Raw genomic sequence first — 21,870 nt, 5'->3', positions numbered from 1 at the left:
CGTGCTCCAGGATTCATTGGGTAAATATCTTGAATTGCTGTAAGGTCTTGGCCATATTTATCGATTGAAGAAATGCTATGCGTGATCAAAAAAATGACTCTGCAAGGGAGCTGCTAATGTTAAATGCAATGCAACACAAAGAAGCTTTGCTGGCACTTACTCGATTTCGCGATGTAGGCTGGATGCATTGGCGTGGATCCATACAGGAACAGTGCTTTCCTGTTTCTCAGTTTATGCTGCCGATCATAGCGCAGTACAATTCAGATGCCAGGGTTTACGTGGGGTATGTGGAGGATGATGCGGAAACAGGAAATATTGTTGGCGAAATCGAAAAGTTTATGAAGTTGCCATGCTCTTTCCAAACGCCTCCGAGATACCATGCCTGGATAGCCGATAATTCTACCGGAAAAGTGTTGGTGGATTATGTTCTGCCTTTTGGTACTGGCCATAGCTATTACTCAGAATGCCACAACCCTTTCGGAAAAATTTATACGCCAGTGTTGAAAGACTATACTCAGGTTGCAGACTTCTCTGCCGCTTTATTGGTCCATAACATGTGTGTTCATCATTGGAGACTTCTGAGTGCTTGTGCAGTGCCTCCCGTGCAGTGTAACGGAACAAAAAAAGCGGGTTGGTTCGGTAAGCTTAAATCCTTTTTTAGTTAATGGTTCTTTCCGCCATTCACAGGGCGCTTCTGCAGCTGCCGGCTATCAGAATAATGCGTTAGGTGTTTTGGGACCGTCTGGCATCTTGCAAACCCTCCCGGTCCGACGATATCTACTATGTCAACCAGAGGTTCGCTTGGGTGGGCCTAGGTGCATATGTTTCCAGGTTATCGACGACTTTGTACTGCATGGCTTGTCTGAGATATATGGCAATCAGAGGGTCTTTCTTGCCTTGATGGATCAAGACTATGTGCAGCTGCTTGATCCCAGCCGAGCCTGTGTTCCGTTGGTCTGGGCCAAGCGCCGTTCAACAAAGCCAAAAAAAAGCCCGCACAGCGGCGGGCTTTTCAAATTCTTCTCGGACTGTCCGAAACATGTCCAAATAACGATATGGTGCACCAGGCGGGATTCGAACCCACGACCCCTGCCTTCGGAGGGCAGTACTCTATCCAGCTGAGCTACTGGTGCAACGCGGGCGCCATGATACTCATCTGGTGGGCGGGCGTCCATGCTGGCGAGCGGCTGTTGTCGATTTCGCACGCTTTACCCATTCTCACGCGCAAACCCAGTAAAACCTTCGACCACTCCTCGCTACCCCGTTCTTTTTTTCGAACAGCCTATTGTCCTTTACCCCCGCAGTCCCTAGGATTCGTTTGAGATTTCAAACGCACTTGTCCGGTCTTCGCGCTTTTTTGCGCCGTGCATCGCTCAAGCCGATGGAATGTTTTTCCGGCGATGGCTTCCAAAAGAGGTGCATCGATATTCACGTGTTCGCTCCGCCCTTGTGCGGTGCTGTTTAGGAGGCCGACATGCAGCTCAAAGATTCCAAACTGTTCCGCCAGCAAGCCTATATCAACGGCCAGTGGCTGGATGCGGACGGTGGTCAGTCGATCAAGGTCAATAACCCGGCTACCCACGAGATTCTCGGGACTGTGCCGAAAATGGGCGCGGCCGAGACGCGTCGTGCGATTGAAGCGGCTGATAAGGCGCTGCCGGCCTGGCGTGCGTTGACCGCCAAGGAGCGGGGCAACAAGTTGCGTCGCTGGTTCGAGCTGATGATCGAGAACCAGGACGACTTGGGTCTGTTGATGACGCTGGAGCAGGGCAAACCGCTGGCCGAGGCCAAGGGCGAGATTGCTTACGCTGCTTCCTTTATTGAGTGGTTCGCTGAAGAAGCCAAGCGCGTTTACGGTGATGTGATTCCGGGTCACCAGCCGGACAAGCGTCTGATCGTGCTCAAGCAGCCGATTGGTGTGACCGCTGCGATTACGCCATGGAACTTCCCGGCGGCGATGATCACCCGCAAGGCCGGTCCTGCGCTGGCGGCTGGTTGCACCATGGTGCTCAAGCCTGCTTCGCAGACCCCTTACTCCGCGTTGGCGCTGGCTGAACTGGCTGAGCGTGCGGGCATCCCGGCGGGCGTGTTCAGTGTCGTGACGGGCAGCGCGGGCGATATCGGCAGCGAGCTGACCGGCAACCCGATCGTGCGCAAGCTGTCCTTCACCGGCTCGACCGACATTGGTCGCCAGTTGATGGCCGAGTGCGCCAAAGACATCAAGAAAGTCTCGCTGGAGCTGGGCGGCAATGCGCCGTTCATCGTGTTCGACGATGCCGACCTGGATAAGGCGGTTGAAGGCGCGATGATCTCCAAGTTCCGCAACAACGGTCAGACCTGTGTCTGCGCCAACCGTATCTATGTGCAGGACGCTGTGTATGACGCGTTCGCCGAGAAGCTCAAGGCGGCGGTGGGCAAGCTCAAGATCGGTAACGGTCTGGAAGAGGGCATTACCACAGGTCCGCTGATCGACGACAAGGCCGTGGCCAAGGTCAAGGAACACATCGCCGATGCCGTGAGCAAGGGCGCGACGGTGCTGACCGGCGGTAACAGCATGGAAGGCTCGTTCTTCGAACCGACTATCCTGGTCAACGTGTCGAAAGATGCCGCTGTCGCGAAGGAAGAAACCTTCGGTCCATTGGCACCGCTGTTCCGCTTCAAAGATGAAGCCGAAGTGATTGCGATGGCCAACGACACCGAGTTCGGTCTGGCGTCGTACTTCTATGCTCAGAACATGAGCCGCGTGTTCCGCGTGGCCGAGGCGCTGGAGTATGGCATGGTGGGTATCAACACCGGCCTGATCTCCAACGAGCTGGCACCGTTCGGCGGCATCAAGTCTTCGGGCCTGGGCCGTGAAGGCTCCAAGTACGGCATCGAAGATTACCTGGAAATCAAATACCTCTGCCTGTCGGTCTGATCCAGACTGCCTGACCAGAGTTATTGCAGCCGGTGGCGCGCGAGAGCGACGTGCCATCGGCTTTTGCAGCACCCGAAACTTAGTGGTGGCTTGAAGGCTGCAGCAGTCGATCATCGTATGCTGTTGCAGTCCATCCAGGCCGCTCGATCCTTGAACCACGCCGACCGATGAGCGGCGAATGAGGAATACATGAGCAAGACAAACGACTCCCTGATGCAACGCCGCCATGCTGCCGTCCCGCGTGGCGTGGGTCAGATTCACCCGATCTTTGCTGCTTCGGCGAAGAACGCCACCGTTACCGACGTTGAAGGTCGTGAGTTCATCGACTTCGCGGGCGGTATTGCGGTGCTGAACACCGGTCACTTGCACCCGAAAATCGTTGCGGCGGTGCAGGAACAACTGACCAAGCTGACGCACACCTGCTTCCAGGTGCTGGCCTACGAGCCGTACGTCGAGCTGTGCGAGAAGATCAACGCCAAGGTGCCAGGTGATTTCGAGAAGAAAACCCTGCTGGTCACCACCGGCTCCGAAGCGGTCGAAAACGCCGTCAAGATCGCCCGTGCTGCCACCGGCCGCGCTGGCGTGATCGCGTTCACCGGCGCTTACCACGGCCGCACCATGATGACCCTGGGTCTGACCGGCAAGGTCGTGCCGTACTCGGCAGGCATGGGCCTGATGCCCGGCGGTATCTTCCGCGCACTGTACCCGTGCGAACTGCATGGCGTGAGCGTTGACGACTCCATCGCCAGCATCGAGCGCATCTTCAAGAACGACGCCGAGCCGAGGGACATCGCCGCCATCATCATCGAGCCTGTGCAGGGCGAAGGTGGTTTCTACGTGGCGCCGAAGGCCTTCATGCTGCGTCTGCGCGAACTGTGTGACAAGCACGGCATTCTGTTGATCGCTGACGAAGTGCAGACGGGCGCTGGCCGTACCGGTACGTTCTTCGCGATGGAGCAGATGGGCGTTGCAGCCGACCTGACCACCTTCGCCAAGTCCATCGCAGGCGGATTCCCGCTGGCGGGTGTATGCGGCAAGGCCGAGTACATGGACGCCATCGCGCCGGGCGGTCTGGGCGGTACCTACGCCGGTAGTCCGGTAGCCTGTGCGGCGGCGCTGGCCGTGCTGGATATCTTCGAAGAAGAGAACCTGCTGGAGCGCTGCAAGGCGGTCGGCGAGCGTCTGGTCACTGGCTTGAAGGCCATCCAGGCCAAGCACCCGGTCATCGGCGAAGTCCGTGCGCTGGGCGCGATGATCGCGCTGGAGCTGTTCGAAGACGGCGACTCGCACAAGCCGAACGCTGCGGCAGTGGCTCAGGTTGTGGCCAAGGCGCGCGACAAGGGCCTGATCCTGCTGTCATGCGGCACCTACGGCAACGTTCTGCGCGTGCTGGTTCCGCTGACCGCTGAAGACGAACTGCTGACCAAAGGTCTGGCCATTCTCGAAGAATGTTTCGCTGAAATCGCCTGATTCCCTGTGCGGTCACGGATTGGTTGATTTGTGACCAAACAGACAGAAAAAGCCCGTTTCGACGGGTTTTTTTTCGTCTGCACGAAGGTATTTCACTGTTTTGGCTATATCCGGGCGAAGGCTTTGGCTAAGGTGAACGCATCGATATCGGAGAGTCCTGATGACTGCTGTAGTTTTGCCCGCGGTACCTCGCGTATTGATTGCTGAGTCTGATCCGTGGGTTCGCGAAACACTCAGCGACCTTGTGCTGAGTGTGCGTGGCGATGTCGAGCTGGAGATGTGCACCGACGGCAGGCAAGCCATCGAGTGGATGAAAAAACACCTACCGGATCTGGTCATTGCTGCGCGTGAACTGCCCGCTATCGATGGCTTGAGCCTGCTGCGCGGCATTCGTAACCTGCGTCGTCAGCCGCCCATCCCGTTCATTTTGATCAGTAGCCGCAGTGACGCGGCCAGCGTGCGTGAAGTGCTGCCGCTCGCGCCGACGGCGTATCTGACCAAGCCTCTTGATACCGTAGGCCTGAAGCAGCGTCTGGAAGGGCTGTTGCTGGGGCGTAGTGCGCCTGCAGCGGGCGACATGCCGGCGTTGACGCCGGGCCTGACATTGATGAAGTTTCTCGAAAAACGCCGCGACGTGGCCGATGGCGCGCCGCTGTTCGTTGACGTGCCTAACGCGATTCAGTTGAGCCAGGGGCCGACGGGCCTTGATGCAACGCTGCTTGAGCAGGAGTTGCGCAACGACCCGCACATTACGGCGGTGCTGATCGCGGCGGCGAATACGGCTGCCCAGCATCTGGGAAAGCCCGTGCAAACCCTGGGCGGCGCGATGACGGTGCTGGGCGCGCCGCAAACGGCTGGTATCGCCTCGGGCCTGGCCAAAAAGCGCATGGCGGTATTGACCAGCGATGCGCTGCTGGCCAAGGCCAGTCAGTTCTGGACGCTGTCGCAACGCACGGCCGATTACGCCCGGATTCTGAGCGGCATGCTGGAGCTGGATGTCGAGCGCTGCTTCTGTGCAGGCATGCTGCAATCGTTGGGCGATCTGGCGGTGCTGGGTTGCTTGCAGGAATGGTTGCTGGCGGGCGGCGAGCTGGATGAGCAGGCGATCGATCAAGCGTTGGAGCAATATTCGGCGGCTTTCGGCTCTGCGCTGCGCACCCGCTGGCGTCTGCCGCTGGAGCTGCGCGAACTGATCGCGGCGGTGTATCAGTACAACACCGGCATTTACACGCGCGAGGTTCTGGCGATGAACCTCGCGGGCCAGATGGCGCAGTTGGGCGAGGAAGACAGTGTCACCCAGTTGCTCAAGACCAAGTCGGCCAAGCTGCTGAAGCTCAGCGTCGGGGATTTGCAGCGCCTGCGTAAGAAACTGACGGGGGTGACCGATCCGAGTCTGTTGGCGCCCTTGGTGGTGGAGCCTGAGGAGAGTGAGGAAGAGGGTGTTGAGGATGACGGCCCAGACCTCCTGGACCTGACACCCGAGCTGCCGGCGGCCGAAGAGCCTGAGCCTGAGCCTGAGCAAAGCATTGAGGATGTCCCGAAGGCTTGAGCTGGATGCCTTTTGATCAGTTCTGACGCTCCGGGCTTGCTGCGGTAGACAAGGCTTGCTGGAGAAATGCGAAACCTGGTGGGAGCGAGCTTGCTCGCGAAAGGGTCAGTACCTTCAGGAGAGACAGTGCGCCTGGATTATCGCCTTCGCGAGCAAGCTCGCTCCCACAGTTCCTGTGTTGGCTGCAATACAGCGCTATGTCACAGAGGTCTTGTGCCCACACAATCCAGTTCCGGTCTGCCCGCAAACCGCTTCAACCGACGCGAAGATTCAGTGATGACCCCGTCAACAAAGGAACCGCTTGATGCCTACCCTTGACCTGCAACATCTCTACAACAAAGCCTGGCTGTTCGCTTCTCAAGCTCACGTCGGGCAGAACATGACAAGCTCGGATCTCCCTTACACGACCCACGTGGCGATGGTTGCCAATGAGCTGATCTTCGCCCACCGCGAAGAACCCGTGGGTGCATTCGAGATTGCCCTGCCTGCTGCGCTGCTGCATGACGTGGTGGAAGACACGGATGTGACGACGATCCAGTTGCAAGAGGCGTTTGGCGCAGAGGTCGCATCGACCGTCGCGTGCCTGAGCAAGAACCTGATCGTGCCGTTTTCCGAGGAGCGTTATTTTCAGGGCATCGCCGAGCATTCCCGTGAAGCGGCGGCGGTCAAACTGTGCGACCGCATCACCAATCTGCAGTCAGCGCCTGCCAAATGGACGCACGCCAAGCGAGCGTCCTACCTGATCGAGTCTGCGCAGATCCTGAATGCGCTGGGCCATGCGAACGGATACCTCCGGCAACGGCTCAGCGACACCATGACGCGTTACCAGACCCTGTATGTGGATGGTTTCGAGGATCAGGTCAGTCGTTGAGCTTCAATGACTGTGACTGCGCCCCACATGCGAGGGCTCACCGTCGGGTGAGGCGACGGCGCCGGTTACTTCCAGCCGTTCCAGAATCGCGCAGTGATCGGCTGCGCCGCTGCCGCAACGTTGGCGCAGGTCTAGCAGTTGTTGTTGCAGCGTCTGCAGGCTGGCAACCCGGGCGTTGACGTGTTCGATGTGCTCGTCGATCAGCGCGTTGACGTTTTCGCACTGATCCTGCGGGCTGTCGCGCAGGTTCAGCAGGCTGCGAATCTCTTCCAGCGTCATGTCCAGGCTGCGGCAATTGCGGATGAATGACAGTCGCTCAACGTGGGCCTGGGTGTACAGCCGGTAATTGCCATCGCTGCGTGCAGGCGCGGGCAACAGCCCTTCGCGTTCGTAATAACGGACGGTTTCGACCTGCGTATCGGTCAACTTTGCCAGTTCGCCAATCTTCATGAGCTTTGTCTCGTTTTTAGCGCTTGACCCTATAGTGGCTACAGGGTGTTCACTTGGCAACAAGCAGAATCCAGGAGCGCGCCAAATGGGCCCGATCAGCAAAGTTACCCCGACACACGGTCATGACGAACACGACGCGGTGCATGCAGAGCACGCGCATTCCTGCTGTTCCACCAAGGCAGCGCCCGCCGTTGTGACGATCGACAATGCCGCGTCAGCCGACGCGCGCTTGAGCAGTTTCCGTATCGAAGCGATGGACTGCCCTACCGAGCAGACGTTAATTCAGAACAAGCTGGGCAAGCTGGCAGGCGTGCAGAAACTGGAATTCAACCTGATCAATCGCATCCTCGGCGTCTGGCATGACCTGCCGTCGACCGACCCTATTCGTGACGCCATCGGGTCGCTGGGCATGCAGGCCGACCTGATTGAAGAAGGCGCGGACTCAGAGGCTGTTACTGCCCCCGCACCCAAGAAGCATTGGTGGCCGCTGGCGCTGTCCGGTGTGGCGGCACTGGCTGCCGAAGTGGTGCATTTTGCTTCGCTGGGTCCGACCTGGGTCGTCGCGCTGCTGGCGCTTGTGTCGATCTTCAGTTGCGGTCTTACGACCTACAAGAAAGGCTGGATTGCGCTCAAGAACTTCAACCTCAACATCAATGCCCTGATGAGCATCGCTGTGACCGGTGCCGTGTTGATCGGCCAATGGCCTGAGGCTGCGATGGTGATGTTCCTGTTCACCGTGGCTGAACTCATTGAAGCCAAGTCGCTGGACCGGGCGCGCAACGCGATCAGCGGCCTTATGCAACTGACGCCGGAACTGGCGACCGTTCGTCAGGCGGATGGTAGCTGGCTGGAAGTAGAAGCCAAAAAGGTCGAACTGGATGCCATCGTGCGGGTAAAACCCGGCGAGCGTATTGGCCTAGACGGCGAAGTCGTGTCCGGGCAATCGACCATTGACCAGGCTCCGATCACCGGAGAAAGTCTGCCGGTCGAGAAGACCGTGGGCGACAAAGTGTTCGCAGGCACCATCAATCAGGCGGGTTCGTTGGAGTATCGCGTGACAGCGGCGGCCAACAACTCGACGCTGGCGCGGATTATCCACGCCGTTGAGGCGGCTCAAGGTTCGCGTGCGCCGACTCAGCGTTTCGTCGACAGCTTCTCGCGCATCTACACGCCGGTGGTGTTCGTCGTGGCCCTGGCGGTGGCACTGATTGCACCCCTGTTCTTCGGCGGCGCGTGGTTCGACTGGATCTATCGGGCGCTGGTGCTGCTGGTGGTGGCGTGCCCCTGCGCCTTGGTGATCTCCACGCCTGTGACCATCGTCAGCGGTCTGGCGGCAGCTGCGCGCAAGGGCATCCTGATCAAGGGCGGCGTGTACCTGGAAATGGGCGAAAAGCTGGATTACCTGGCCCTCGACAAGACCGGCACCCTGACATACGGCAAGCCGGTGCAAACCGATTATGTCGCGCTGCACGCTGAGGCGGCCGACAGCGCGCCTGCCATCGCCGCGAGCCTTGCGGGTCGTTCCGATCACCCGGTTTCTCAGGCCATCGCCAAGGCTGCCGAAGCCAACAGCACGGCGCATGAGGTCACGAATTTCGAAGCCTTGGGCGGGCGTGGCGTGAAAGGCGAGATCAATGGCCGGATGTATCACCTGGGCAACCATCGTCTGGTGGAAGAACTGGGGCTGTGCTCGCCTGAACTGGAAGCGCGTCTCGATGCGCTGGAAATGCAGGGCAAGACCGTGGTGCTGCTGCTCGACGCAACTGGCCCGCTGGCGCTGTTCGCCGTGGCCGACACCGTCAAGGAAAGCAGTCGTCAGGCCATCGCCGAACTGCACGAGCTGGGCATCAAGACGCTGATGCTGACTGGCGACAACCCGCACACCGCGAAGGCGATTGCCGATCAGGTGGGCATCGATCAGGCGCAGGGCAACCTGCTGCCGGCGGATAAACTGGCGGCGATCGAAGGGCTGTATGCGCAAAACCATCGCGTCGGCATGGTCGGCGACGGCATCAACGACGCGCCTGCGCTGGCGCGGGCCGAGATCGGTTTTGCCATGGCGGCGGCGGGAACGGACACCGCGATTGAAACGGCCGATGTCGCGCTGATGGACGACGATCTGCGCAAGATCCCGGCATTTATTCGCCTGTCGCGCAAAACCTCGGCGGTGCTAAAGCAGAACATCGTCTTGGCGATTGTCACCAAGGTGTTGTTCATCGGCATCACCTTTGCGGGGCTGGCGACCATGTGGATGGCCGTGTTCGCCGACATGGGCGTGAGCCTGCTGGTGGTGTTCAACGGGCTGCGGTTGCTCAAGAAGTGAGCGCTAGCTGATCTTGCCTGGCAAGCCGCCTCCCACATGAATCGTGTGTTCACGTATTCACCTGCCAAACCGCTCCTGCCCCAGGCAATGAAGGTTTCCAGCAAGGGTTTCAGCACCTTGCGGAGAGTTCCATCCTGTGGGAGTGAGCTTGCTCACGAAGAGGCCAGTGCACCTGGTCAAGATGTAGAGTCTGAGACATGGCCTTCGCGAGCAAGCTCGCTCCCACGGTTTTCTACTCATCCACTAACCCCTGCCAAACCGCTCCTGCCCCCAGGCAATGAAGGTTTCCAGCAACGGCTTCAGGACTTTGCGGAGAGTTCCATCCTGTGGGAGTGAGCTTGCTCACGAAGAGGCCAGTGCACCGGTCAAGATGTAGAGTCTGAGACATGGCCTTCGCGAGCAAGCTCGCTCCCACGGTTTCTACTCATCCACTAACCCCTGCCAAACCGCTCCTGCCCCATGCAATGAAGGTTTCCAGCAACGGCTTCAGGACTTTGCGGAGAGTTCCATCCTGTGGGAGTGAGCTTGCTCACGAAGAGGCCAGTGCACCTGGTCAAGATGTAGAGTCTGAGACATGGCCTTCGCGAGCAAGCTCGCTCTCACGGTTTTTTACTCATCCACTAACTCTTGCCAAACCGCTCCTGCCCCCAGGCAATGAAGGTTTCCAGCAAGGGTTTCAGGACCTTGCGGGTCGGTTCGGCCAGGTCCGGGCGGTATTGGAACGGGGCGAATTCTTCCATGTAGGTCCTTTGCGCCAGTTCCAGTTGCACGGCGTGGATGTTGTTGGCCGGGTCGCCGTAATGGCGGGTGATGTGCCCGCCTTTGAAGCGGCCGTTCAGTACGTGGCTGTAGTCCTTGGCGGCGGCGCAGACCTGTTCCAGCCTGTTGGCCAGCTCCACGTCGCAGCTGGCGCCGTTGAAGGTGCCGAGGTTGAAATCGGGCAGGCGACCATCGAACAGGTGCGGGACGTGGCCGCGAATCGAGTGCGCGTCGAATAGCAGGGCGTAGCCGAACGCGTCACGCAGCCGTTGCAGTTCCTGTTCCAGCGTCTGGTGGTAAGGCATCCAGATCTGCTCCAGGTACGTCGCCCGCTCTTCGGGCCCGGGTGTCTGGCTTTCCTTGAACAGCGGCACGCCGTCGAACAGGATCGTCGGAAACAACCCCGTGGTCGCACCGGCATACATCGGCTTGTCGTCAGATGGGCGATTGAGGTCGATGACGAAACGTGAATATTCGGCAGCCAGCGTGCTCGCACCCAGTTCGGCAGCGAAGTCGTACAGACGCGGAATGTGCCAGTCGGTGTCAGGCAGGCTCAGTGCTTCGTCCACCAGCCCGGCTTGCACGGCGGGCGTGAGCTTGAGGCCCGCGTGGGGCATGCTGATCAGCAGCGGAATACGGCCGCGGGTGAATGTCAGAACGTTGTCCACAATCTTCTCCTTTACACCAGTGATTCCACGCCATGGCGCACAATGCGTTTGTCCAGATCGCCGCCCAGCCAGTACGCCAGATCAGCCGGTCGCTCGATGTCCCAGGCGACGAAATCCGCCGTCTTGCCGACTTCCAGTGACCCGTGCGTGTCGCCCATGCCCAGTGCCTTGGCAGCGTTGAGCGTGACGCCCGCCAGTGCTTCTTCAGGCGTCATGCGAAACAGCGTGCAGGCCATGTTGAGCATCAGGCGCAGTGACAGGCCGGGCGAGGTACCAGGGTTCATGTCGGTGGAAATGGCGATGGGCACACCGTGTTTGCGCAACGCATCCAGTGGCGGCAGTTGAGTTTCGCGCAGAAAGTAATAAGCGCCCGGCAGCAGCACGGCGACTGTTCCGGCAGCGGCCATGGCGATGACGTCATCTTCGGTCATGAACTCCAGATGGTCGGCCGACAGCGCCTTGTAACGCGCCGCCAGACTTGAACCGCCCAGCGATGAAAGCTGTTCGGCGTGCAATTTTACCGGCAGCCCGAGTTGACCCGCGGTGATGAACACCTGTTCGACCTGCGCGGGGGAAAACGCCAGGTATTCACAGAACGCGTCCACGGCATCCACCAGCCCTTCGGCGGCCAGCGCCGGGAGCATGTCGTTGCAGATGTGGTGGATGTAATCGTCGGCGCGATTGGCATATTCGGGCGGCAGGGCGTGCGCAGCCAGGCAAGTGGCGCGCACGGTGACCGGCAAGGTGTTGCCCAGACTGCGGATCACGCGCAGCAATTTGCGCTCGTTTTCCAGGTCCAGCCCATAGCCGGACTTCATCTCGACCGTGGTCACGCCATCGTTGAGCAGGTGCCGCAAACGCCGCTCGGCGCTGCGATACAACTCGTCCTCGGTCGCTGCACGTGTGGCGCGCACAGTGCTGGCGATGCCGCCGCCTGCGGCTGCGATGTCCGCATAACTCACGCCTTGCAGCCGCTGTTCGAACTCGCCGCTACGGTTGCCGCCGAAGACCATGTGGGTGTGGCAGTCGATCAGGCCTGGCGTGACCCACGCCCCGCCCAGATCCACCGTGCTGTCAAAGCTTGACTCGTTCAATTGCGTCAGAGGCCCGATCCAGTCGATGAGCGCTGCGGAAGTCACGATGGCGGCATCCTCGATGATCGAGTAGTTACCCTGTGCCATGGTTGCGATGTGACAGTTCTTCCAGAGCGTTTTCATCCAGGCCTCCTCAGGCTAAGGAACAGGTGTCAGCGACTTGGGTTTGACCCATAGACGGTAGGCGATGACCAGCAGCACGATCCAGATTGCGCCGACGATCAGCGCGGCGCGGTTGTCCGGGAAGTAACCCAGCACGCCGAAGATAAACAGCATGAAGACGATGGCGGCGGCCGGCGCATAGGGCCAGAACGGCACCGGGAATTTCAGCTTGGCGACTTCTTCGGCGTTCATGGCGCGGCGCATCGCGACCTGGGTCAGCAGGATCATCAGCCAGACCCAGACGGTAGCGAAGGTCGCCAGCGAGGCGATCAGCAGGAATACGTTTTTCGGAATCAGGTAGTTGAGCACCACGCCGCCCAGCAGGGTCACGCCCATCACCAGTACGGTCATCCACGGTACGCCCTGACGCGACAGGCGCGCAAAGCTGGCCGGTGCCTGGCCGTCGCGGGCCAGGCCGTACATCATGCGGCCTGCGCCGAAGATGTCGCTGTTGATGGCCGACACGGCGGCGGAAATCACCACGATGTTGAGAATGGTCGCTGCCGACGCGATGCCGAGGTTGTCGAAAATCTGCACGAACGGGCTGCCCTGCGTGCCGATCTGCGGCCATGGGTAGATGGACATCAGCACGAACAACGTCAGCACGTAGAACAGCAGGATGCGCAGCGGCACCGCGTTGATCGCACGAGGCAGTGAGCGTTGCGGGTCCTTCGCTTCACCGGCCGTGATACCGATGATCTCGATGCCGCCAAAGGCGAACATCACCACGGCGAACGAAGCGATCAGGCCGGTCATGCCATTGGGCATGAAGCCGCCGTGCGCCCACAGGTTACTGATGCCGACTTCCGTACCGCTGGTCGAGGTGCCGATGCCAAACAGCATGATGCCGAAGCCCGCCAGAATCATCGCGATGATTGCGCCGACCTTGAGCAGCGACAGCCAGAATTCGGTTTCGCCGAAGACTTTGACGTTGCACAGGTTCAGCGCGCCGATGAGAAATACGATGCCCAGCACCCAGATCCAGCGCGGCACTTCCGGAAACCAGAAGCCCATGTAGATGCCGAACGCCGTGACGTCGGCAAGGCAGACGATGATCATCTCGAACGCGTAGGTCCAGCCCAGCACGAAGCCAGCCAGCGGGCCGAGGTAGCGTGTGGCGTAATGGCTGAAGGAGCCGGAGACGGGATCGTGCACGGCCATTTCGCCCAGCGCACGCATGACCATGAATACGGCTGCGCCGCCGATCAGGTAGGCCAGCAATACAGCAGGCCCCGCCTGTTGAATCGCCGAGGCCGAGCCGTAGAACAACCCTGTGCCGATGGCAGAGCCCAGAGCCATGAAGCGAATGTGGCGGGCGGATAACCCGCGTTTCAAACCATCTTGTGACGTCATTTCAGGTCCATTTCATTACTGGTATGGCTATAGCTGCGAGAACGCCTGCATTCGGCTTCCCGCAGCGATTGACCATGGCGAGCCCTGCCAGGCTCGCGGTGCATCACAGACTGGGTAGCAGACGTGCAGGAACCAAAGGGTTCAGGCAAGTGGAGGACAACAGCTGGCTGGCAGCTTCGATGTCCGGTGCGAAAAAGCGGTCTTTGTCGTAGGACGGGACCTTGCTGCGTAGTAGGGCTCGGGCTTGCTCCAGTTTTGGAGAGGTTTTCAGGCCATTACGCAGGTCCAGACCCTGACACGCAGCCAGCCATTCTACGGCAAGAATCCCGCGAACGTTTTCTGCCATTTCCCATAACCGCTTGCCGGCGGCTGGCGCCATCGATACATGGTCTTCCTGGTTGGCCGAGGTCGGCAGGCTGTCGACGCTGTGCGGGTGGGCCAGCGCCTTGTTTTCACTGGCCAGCGCAGCGGCTGTGACCTGGGCGATCATGAAGCCGGAATTGACCCCGCCGTTGGCCACCAGGAATGGCGGCAACTGCGACATGTGCTTGTCCATCATCAGCGAAATGCGTCGCTCGCTCAGTGAGCCTATTTCAGCGATGGCCAGCGCCAGGTTGTCGGCCGCCATGGCGACAGGCTCTGCGTGGAAGTTGCCACCGGAGATCACCTCGTTCTCGGCGGCGAACACCAGCGGGTTGTCGGACACGGCGTTGGCTTCGATTTGCAGCACCTCGGCGGCCTGCCGTAACTGGGTCAGGCACGCGCCCATCACTTGTGGCTGACAGCGCAGCGAGTAGGGGTCCTGAACCTTGTCGCAGTTGCGGTGCGACTCGGACACCTCACTGCTTTCACCGAGCAGGTCGCGATAGCAGGCGGCGGAATCGATCTGCCCGCGCTGGCCGCGAGCGGCATGAATGCGTGCGTCGAACGGTGAGCGTGAACCCAGTACCGCTTCGACCGTGAGCGAGCCACAGGTCAATGCAGCGGCGAACAGGTCTTCGCCCTCGAACAGACCGCGCAGCGCATAGGCGGTTGAGACCTGCGTGCCGTTGAGCAGCGCCAGACCTTCCTTGGCGGCCAGGGTCAGTGGCGTCAGTCCTGCGATTTTCAGTGCATCGACTGCGTTGAGCCATTCACCCTTGTAACGCGCCTTGCCTTCGCCCAGCAGCACCAGCGACATGTGCGCCAGCGGCGCGAGGTCACCGGATGCGCCCACCGAACCCTTGAGCGGGATGTGCGGGTAGACCTCGGCATTGATCAGCGCGATCAGCGCGTCGATGACCACACGGCGAATGCCCGAGAAACCGCGGCTCAGGCTGTTGACCTTGAGCACCATGATTATCCGCACCAGTTCGTCGCTGATCGGCTGACCGACACCGGCTGCGTGGGACAACACCAGCGAACGTTGCAGGTTTTCCAGGTCTTCGCTGGCGATGCGCGTCGAGGCCAGCAGACCGAAACCAGTATTGATGCCGTAAGCGGTGCGGTTCTCGGCCAGAATGCGCTCGACACAGGCCACGCTGTCGTCGATCGGCTGGTCAGCGCTGGCGTCCAGCGTCAGGGTCATGGGCTGCTGATAGAAGGCGCGCAGTTGTGCCAGCGTCAGTTGGCCGGGGATCAGGTTGAAGGTCTTGGCAGATGGGGTGGTCACGATGCAGCTACTCCTTGATTGATGTCGGGCGTGCGCGTGTGTTGAACGCGCCGCCGTCGGCCCTGCGTGGGTGACGCCGGGCCTTGACCGCTTTTTATTGGGTTGCCGTGTGTTCACGGCAGTGCTGGAAAACCCTCTCCAGCGTCTGGTTTTCGTTGATCAGTGCCGCGCTGCTGGCGATGTCCGGTGCCAGCCAGCGGTCTTCGTCGTAAGCCGGAACGCGTTCGCGCAACAGCTGCCAGGCGATGTGGGTGCCCACGCCGAATCGCTGCGCCTTGAGGAATTCAAACGCCTGCGCCGCCAGCAGGTATTCGATGGCGAGAATCTGCGTCGCGTTGCCCAGCACCTTGTGCAGCTTCAGCGCGGCGCTGGTGCCCAGGCTCAAGTGATCTTCCTGCAGACCGGACGTGACGTAGTTATCCACCACCGCCGGTTGCGCCATCTGGCGGTTTTCCGCGCACAGCGAGGCAGCGACGTACTGGACGATCATCATTCCCGAGTTGACGCCCGGCTGGCTGACCAGAAACGCGGGCAGGCCGCTGACCATCGGATTGATCAGGCGGTCCAGACGACGCTCGGCAATCGAGCCGAGTTCGGCGACGGCCACGCATAGAAGGTCCGCCGCCATCGCCACCGACTGACCATGCGGGTTGGCCTGGGACACCACGCGGTAAGCATCGGGCGTGCCGAGCAGCAACGGGTTGTCGGTGACCGAATTCAGTTCGGTCTCGATCTGCCGGACAGCATGTGCCAACTGGTCGCGGGTTGCGCCATGTACCTGCGGCATGGAGCGAATGCTCAGCGCGTCCTGCGTGCGAATGCCCTGGCTGCTGACGAGCACTTCGCTGCCTGCCAACAGGCTGCGCAGGTTATTACCGACTGCTTGCATGCCGGGATGCGGCTTGAGGGCCAGAATGGTTTCGTCGAACGCATCCAGTTGGCCGCGCAGGGCTTCGAAGGTCATGGCACCGATCACGTCGGCCCATTGGACCAGTCGCTCGGCGTCGGCGATGGCCAGACAGCTCAGCCCGGTCATGCAGGGCGTGCCGTTAACCAGGCACAACCCGTCTTTCGCGCCGAGGACGACCGGCTTGAGACCTTCCTCTTCCAGCGCCTGCTGTGCAGACACGATCTGCCCGCGATAGCTGACCTGACCGACGCCCAGCAAGGCGATGCCGACGTGGGCCATGTGGGTCAGATAACCCACCGAACCCTGCGCCGGGACCTGAGGCGTAATGCCGTGGTTGAGCAGGGCCAGCAGCGCTTCGACCACTTGCCGATGAATACCGGATTTGCCCTGGCTGTAATTGAGCAGGGCGGCGCAGATGATCGCGCGGGTCTGTTCGTCGGTCAGCGGTGCGCCGACGCCACAGGCATGGCTGAGCAGGGTGTTACGCGACAGGCGACCGAGCTGTTCGCCTGCCAGCGACACATTGCATAACGCGCCCAGGCCGGTGTTCACGCCGTAGGCGCGCTCGCCGCTGACAACGATGCGCTGCACGATGGCCTGGGCGTTCTCGATCCGTGCCCACGCGGCTGGCGACAGCACCAGTGGCGCGCCATGCCGGGCGACGGCGACCACGTCCTGCCAGCGCGCCGGGGCGTCGCCGAAAACGATCTTTTCTGCTCGTGACATCTGCAACGGTCCTTAAAGAGTCGCCACGCGGCGCTGAACGAAACGATCCACGTAATCGTCGGCGGGCGAGTGAAGGATTTCTTTCGGCGTACCGACCTGGATCAGCCGTCCGTCCTTGAGGATCGCGATGCGATTACCGATGCGCACGGCCTCATCAAGGTCATGGGTGATGAACACGATGGTCTTGTGCAGCGTGGCCTGCAGGTCCAGCAACTGGTCCTGCATTTCGGCGCGAATCAGTGGGTCGAGTGCGCTGAACGCTTCGTCCATCAGGATGATGTCGGTGTCGGCTGCCAACGCCCGGGCCAGACCTACGCGCTGACGCATACCGCCGGAAAGCTGGTGCGGGTACTTGTTTTCATAGCCGTTAAGGCCAACGGTGGTGATCCAGTGCCGTGCGCGTTCATCACACAATGCCTTGGTCTCGCCGCGCACTTTCAGGCCGTAGGCCACGTTGGCGAGTACGGTCTTGTGCGGCAGCAGGCCGAAGCTCTGGAACACCATGCTGATCTTGTGCCGACGAAACTGGCGCAGCGCTTCCATGTCGTAGCGCAGGATGTCTTCGCCATCGACCAGAATCTCGCCACTGGTAGGGTCGATCAGCCGGTTGAGGTGGCGCACCAGGGTCGATTTACCCGAGCCGGACAGGCCCATGATCACAAAGATTTCGCCACTGGCAATCGACAGTGACAGGTCGTTCACGCCCACCACGCAACCGGTTTTCGCCAGCACCTGATCCTTGCTCTGCTGTTGCTTGATCATGGCCAGCGCTTCTTTTTCCCGATTGCCGAAAATCTTGTACACGTTTCGCACAACGATCTTGTTCGGTTGCTCACTCATCATTTTTGCGCCTCATGCCGTGGACGGCCGTAGGCCTGAGTGATGCGGTCGATGACAACCGCCAGAATGACAATGGCCAGACCTGCTTCCAGTCCGCGTCCGACGTTCAGCGTTTGAATGCCGACCAGTACGTCTTCGCCCAGACCACGAGCGCCGATCATCGAGGCAATCACCACCATCGACAGCGCCATCATGGTGGTCTGGTTGATCCCGGCCATGATGCTGGGCATCGCCAGCGGCAGTTGCACGCCGAACAGTTGCTGCCAACGGTTGGCACCGAAGGCATTGATGGCTTCCATGACCTCGCCATCGACCTGACGAATGCCCAGGTCGGTCAGGCGAATCAGCGGCGGCGCGGCGTAGATCACGGTGGCGAAGATCGCCGGGACCTTGCCCAGGCCGAACAGCATCAGCACCGGAATCAGGTAAACGAAGCTGGGCATGGTCTGCATGATGTCCAGCAGCGGCATCAGTACAGAACGCAGGCGGTTGCTGCGCGCCGAAAGAATGCCCAGCGGAATGCCGATCAGTACGGCAATGATCGTGGCGACCAGCATCAGCGCCAGTGTCTGCATCAGCTTGTCCCACAACCCGACCGCGCCGACCAGAAACAGCAGGCCGACGATCACCACGGTGGTAACGATCTTGCGCGTGGCGTGCCAGGCAATGCCGCCGACGATGATCAGCATCAACCACCACGGCGCCATGCGCAGCAGGCCTTCCAGGTTGACGATGGCCCACAGCAGCGTGTCGGAGATGTGTCGGAACACATCGCCGTACTGGGTTACCAGCGAGTCGACGCCGTCGTTGACCCAGTTGGCGATCGAGAAAGTGAAGCTTTCAGGAAACATAAGCGGCTCTCAAGTAAGGTGTTTCGGTCAACGAACGGGCAGCCGAATCTGCAGTGTCAGCCCGGCTGCCCAGTCGTTTACAGCGAGGCGTCCACCTTCTTCGCGGCGTCTTCACTGACCCACTGATGCCAGACTTCCGGGTGCTCTTTCAGAAAGATCCGGGCGAGTTTCGGCGATTCGATGCGTTCCTTGGCCATGCGCCCCAGGTTCTGGTTGAGCAGGTCGATCGGCAGATTGACCTTCTCCAGCACGGCAATCAGTTCAGGCGCCTGATCATGGAACACTTTGGACACGCCGACCTTGATATCGATCGTCTTGTTAACCCCGGCTTTCTCTTCCAGACGCACCAGGTCTACCTGGCCCATCAACGGCGTTGGCGACCAGTAATACGTCAGGATCGGCTCGCCGCGCTTGTAGCTGGACAGAATAGCCGCGTCCAGCGCCGGGCCGGTGCCCGGACGGAAGTTGGTGTATGTGTTCTCCAGACCGTAGCTCTTGAGCATCTCGCTGTTTTCCAGCTCGCAGGTCCAGCCGGCCGGGCAGTTGTAGAAACGGCCTTTGCCGGGTTCTTCCTGATCCTTGAACACCGCCGGGTACTGCGCCAGATCGCTGATCGACTTGAGGTTCGGCGCCTTGGCTTCCAGCTTGCGCCTGGCATCGCCTTCGATCACGTAGCGCGGCACGTACCAGCCCTCGACTGCACCGACGACCGGCGCGCCGACACCGACCACTTTTCCGGCGGCCGCTGCCTTGTTCCACACTTCACTGCGACCGACCCATTCTTCCGCGAAGATCTGGATGTCGTTGGTGCTCAGGGCGTTTTCCATGGCGATGGAGTTGCCGGGCAGGGCATCCACTGTGCAGCCGTAACCCTTGTCCAGCACGATCTGCAGGATGTCGGTCAGCAGCATCGCGCTTTCCCAGTTCAGGCCCGCGAATTTCACCGGCTTGCCTGACTCACACCAGCTGGCAGCCTGACTCGCTCCGGCGCTGGCGAGCAAGCCAGCGGATACCAGAGTGGTCAACAGGGCCTTTTTCATGTTCATTGTCGATGCTCCTACGCCTGAAAGGGATGGTGGCAGCTTCATCAAAACAGGCATCCGGCCTTTGGGCGTTTTCACGCCCGTCCCCGAGGTCTGTCGGCCTGATGACCGACGTCGCCCTTAGGCTCTGTACGAAAAGTGGCTGCGCTCGGTGATGCTGCGTTAAAAACAGGCTCGTGCGCGAGTCCGATCGGAATGCTCATTTACAACACGTAGAGTCGAACGCGACCCCGGCCGTTCCTCGCCTGTTTTTGCCTTGCCTGACCTTCGCTCGCCGACTTTTCGTACAAAACCTAACGTCCGATCATCGGCAGGTTCAAGCCCTGCTCTTTGGCACAGTCGATTGCAATGTCGTAACCGGCGTCGGCGTGGCGCATGACGCCCGTCGCCGGGTCGTTGTGCAACACGCGGGCGATACGCTCGGCGGCTTCATCGGTGCCGTCGCAGACGATCACCATGCCCGAGTGCTGCGAGAAGCCCATGCCGACGCCGCCGCCGTGGTGCAGGGACACCCAGGTCGCGCCGCTGGCGGTGTTGAGCAGGGCATTGAGCAATGGCCAGTCGGACACCGCGTCTGAGCCATCACGCATGGATTCGGTTTCGCGGTTGGGGCTGGCAACCGAGCCAGAGTCCAGGTGGTCGCGACCAATCACGACCGGTGCCGACAGCTCGCCGCTGCGTACCATCTCGTTGAACGCCAGACCGAGTTTTGCGCGCTGACCCAGACCGACCCAGCAGATACGGGCGGGCAAACCCTGGAAGCTGATGCGCTCGCGGGCCATGTCCAGCCAGTTGTGCAAATGCTCGTCGTCCGGGATCAGTTCCTTGACCTTGGCGTCGGTCTTGTAGATGTCCTGCGGGTCGCCCGACAGCGCGGCCCAGCGGAACGGACCAATGCCACGGCAGAACAACGGACGGATGTAGGCGGGAACGAAGCCTGGGAAATCGAAGGCGTTGGTCACGCCGACTTCCTTGGCCATCTGCCGGATGTTATTGCCGTAATCGAAGGTCGGGATACCGGCTTGCTGGAACGCCAGCATGGCCTGGACGTGTTCGGCCATCGATTGCTTGGCGGCCTTGGCCACACTGGCCGGCTCACTCACCGAGCGGGCGCGGTACTCGTCCCAGGTCCAGCCTTTGGGCAGGTAGCCATTGAGCGGGTCGTGGGCGCTGGTCTGGTCGGTGACCATGTCCGGGCGCACGCCACGGCGGACCATTTCCGGCAGGATTTCGGCCGCGTTGCCGCACAGCGCGATGGAGATGGCCTTGCCTTCAGCGGTGTAGTGGGCGATACGGGCCAGCGCGTCGTCCAGATCGGTGGCCTGTTCGTCGACATAGCGGGTCTTGATGCGGAAATCGATGCGGCTCTGCTGGCATTCGATGTTCAGCGAGCAGGCGCCGGCCAGTGTTGCGGCCAATGGTTGCGCGCCGCCCATGCCGCCCAGACCTGCGGTCAACACCCAGCGGCCTTTGAGGTTGCCGTCGTAATGTTGGCGACCGGCTTCGACGAAGGTTTCGTAGGTGCCTTGCACGATGCCCTGGCTGCCGATGTAGATCCAGCTGCCTGCGGTCATCTGGCCGTACATCGCCAGGCCCTTGGCATCCAGTTCGTTGAAGTGTTCCCAACTCGCCCAGTGCGGCACCAGGTTGGAGTTGGCGATCAGGACACGTGGGGCGTTGCTGTGGGTCTTGAACACGCCGACCGGCTTGCCGGACTGCACCAGCAGCGTCTCGTCGTCATTCAGGTGGGTGAGGCTCTCGACGATCTTGTCGTAGCACTCCCAATTGCGCGCCGCTCGCCCGATACCGCCGTAGACCACCAGTTCATTGGGGTTCTCGGCCACTTCCGGGTCCAGGTTGTTCATCAACATGCGCAGCGGCGCTTCGGTCAGCCAGCTCTTGGCTGTTAGTTGAGTCCCACGGGCAGCACGTACCTCGCCTTCACGATGGCGGGTCCAGTCCTGCTTCAGGTCTTGATTATTCTCGGTCACAAAAAAATCCTCAGCGATCATTCCAAACCAGCCCGTGCAGGGCGCTTCAATGCAGGTCGGCAGAGCGGCTTGATTAGCCTGTCTCTACTTGTACATACAAGCATATGCAATCTGAAGACCAACTTTGTCGGGCGAGGGCTGTAGCCTATTCAGAAACAGCGCAAGGCCTTGCTTTTCGAGGTTTTCAGAGGAACGGGCATGGTTGGCGTGCGAGCGCGCCAAGACGCCGTGATTGTTACCTG

At 60.5% G+C, this 21,870-nt stretch carries 16 protein-coding genes and 1 tRNA gene; 6 read left to right on the top strand and 11 right to left on the bottom strand.

The features are described from left to right. Positions 1-77 precede the first annotated feature (77 nt). Positions 78-665: a hypothetical protein gene (locus H8S56_RS16935; protein ID WP_187519267.1), complete on the top strand. Its 588-nt coding sequence runs from the start codon at positions 78-80 to the stop codon at positions 663-665. Positions 666-1,056: 391 nt separating this feature from the next. Here the strand turns inward: H8S56_RS16935 and H8S56_RS16930 are convergent. After that, positions 1,057-1,133 (bottom strand) — tRNA-Arg (locus tag H8S56_RS16930). Positions 1,134-1,474: 341 nt separating this feature from the next. Between H8S56_RS16930 and gabD the strand changes: the two genes are divergently transcribed. The 4 genes from gabD to H8S56_RS16910 all read left to right on the top strand — a co-directional run bounded on the left by gabD (position 1,475) and on the right by H8S56_RS16910 (position 6,807). Continuing rightward, positions 1,475-2,917: an NADP-dependent succinate-semialdehyde dehydrogenase gene (gabD, locus tag H8S56_RS16925; RefSeq protein ID WP_024688119.1), complete on the top strand. Its 1,443-nt coding sequence runs from the start codon at positions 1,475-1,477 to the stop codon at positions 2,915-2,917. A gap of 189 nt (positions 2,918-3,106) precedes the next feature. Continuing rightward, positions 3,107-4,387, top strand: a complete 1,281-nt coding sequence (gene gabT / locus H8S56_RS16920; protein ID WP_187519266.1) for a 4-aminobutyrate--2-oxoglutarate transaminase — start codon at positions 3,107-3,109, stop codon at positions 4,385-4,387. A 160-nt stretch (positions 4,388-4,547) separates the two neighbouring features. Beyond that, positions 4,548-5,936, top strand: coding sequence for an HDOD domain-containing protein (locus H8S56_RS16915; RefSeq protein WP_187519265.1), 1,389 nt, complete (start codon positions 4,548-4,550; stop codon positions 5,934-5,936). 304 nt (positions 5,937-6,240) lie between these two features. Beyond that, positions 6,241-6,807 carry an HD domain-containing protein gene (locus H8S56_RS16910; RefSeq protein ID WP_187519264.1) on the top strand — a complete coding sequence of 189 codons (567 nt, stop codon included), beginning with the start codon at positions 6,241-6,243 and terminating at the stop codon, positions 6,805-6,807. 3 nt (positions 6,808-6,810) lie between these two features. On the opposite strand, the gene cadR is transcribed toward H8S56_RS16910, so the two are convergent. Further along, positions 6,811-7,257, bottom strand: a complete 447-nt coding sequence (cadR, locus tag H8S56_RS16905; protein WP_024684970.1) for a Cd(II)/Pb(II)-responsive transcriptional regulator — start codon at positions 7,255-7,257, stop codon at positions 6,811-6,813. 85 nt (positions 7,258-7,342) lie between these two features. On the opposite strand from cadR, the gene H8S56_RS16900 reads away from it, so the two are divergent. Continuing rightward, the gene (locus H8S56_RS16900; RefSeq protein ID WP_187519263.1) at positions 7,343-9,580 is read left to right on the top strand and encodes a heavy metal translocating P-type ATPase; all 2,238 of its coding nucleotides are present in this window, start codon (positions 7,343-7,345) and stop codon (positions 9,578-9,580) included. A 620-nt stretch (positions 9,581-10,200) separates the two neighbouring features. Here the strand turns inward: H8S56_RS16900 and hutG are convergent. The 9 genes from hutG to hutU form a co-directional block, all read right to left on the bottom strand. Next, the gene (gene hutG / locus H8S56_RS16895) at positions 10,201-11,007 is read right to left on the bottom strand and encodes an N-formylglutamate deformylase (protein ID WP_187519262.1); all 807 of its coding nucleotides are present in this window, start codon (positions 11,005-11,007) and stop codon (positions 10,201-10,203) included. 11 nt (positions 11,008-11,018) lie between these two features. Continuing rightward, positions 11,019-12,224, bottom strand: a complete 1,206-nt coding sequence (gene hutI / locus H8S56_RS16890; protein WP_187519261.1) for an imidazolonepropionase — start codon at positions 12,222-12,224, stop codon at positions 11,019-11,021. A 15-nt stretch (positions 12,225-12,239) separates the two neighbouring features. Then, positions 12,240-13,616, bottom strand: a complete 1,377-nt coding sequence (locus H8S56_RS16885; protein WP_024684964.1) for an amino acid permease — start codon at positions 13,614-13,616, stop codon at positions 12,240-12,242. 103 nt (positions 13,617-13,719) lie between these two features. Further along, positions 13,720-15,267: a histidine ammonia-lyase gene (gene hutH, locus H8S56_RS16880; RefSeq protein WP_024684963.1), complete on the bottom strand. Its 1,548-nt coding sequence runs from the start codon at positions 15,265-15,267 to the stop codon at positions 13,720-13,722. 94 nt (positions 15,268-15,361) lie between these two features. Then, the gene (locus H8S56_RS16875; RefSeq protein WP_187519260.1) at positions 15,362-16,903 is read right to left on the bottom strand and encodes an HAL/PAL/TAL family ammonia-lyase; all 1,542 of its coding nucleotides are present in this window, start codon (positions 16,901-16,903) and stop codon (positions 15,362-15,364) included. Between the two features lie 12 nt (positions 16,904-16,915). Further along, positions 16,916-17,746, bottom strand: coding sequence for a quaternary amine ABC transporter ATP-binding protein (locus H8S56_RS16870; protein ID WP_050586104.1), 831 nt, complete (start codon positions 17,744-17,746; stop codon positions 16,916-16,918). Beyond that, the gene (locus H8S56_RS16865) at positions 17,743-18,594 is read right to left on the bottom strand and encodes an ABC transporter permease (RefSeq protein WP_024684960.1); all 852 of its coding nucleotides are present in this window, start codon (positions 18,592-18,594) and stop codon (positions 17,743-17,745) included. The genes H8S56_RS16870 and H8S56_RS16865 overlap by 4 nt, the downstream gene beginning before the upstream one ends. 77 nt (positions 18,595-18,671) lie before the next feature. Then, a complete protein-coding gene (locus tag H8S56_RS16860; protein WP_187519259.1) occupies positions 18,672-19,640 on the bottom strand; it encodes an ABC transporter substrate-binding protein in 969 nt (322 codons plus the stop codon). Positions 19,641-19,930: 290 nt separating this feature from the next. Next, on the bottom strand, positions 19,931-21,649 hold the full coding sequence (hutU, locus tag H8S56_RS16855; RefSeq protein WP_187519258.1) for a urocanate hydratase: 1,719 nt from the start codon (positions 21,647-21,649) through the stop codon (positions 19,931-19,933). Positions 21,650-21,870 lie beyond the last annotated feature (221 nt).

Source organism: Pseudomonas triticifolii, from assembly GCF_014358015.1.
Classification (GTDB): Bacteria; Pseudomonadota; Gammaproteobacteria; order Pseudomonadales; family Pseudomonadaceae; genus Aquipseudomonas; species Aquipseudomonas triticifolii.
This window is presented reverse-complemented; position numbering and strand designations above follow the sequence as displayed.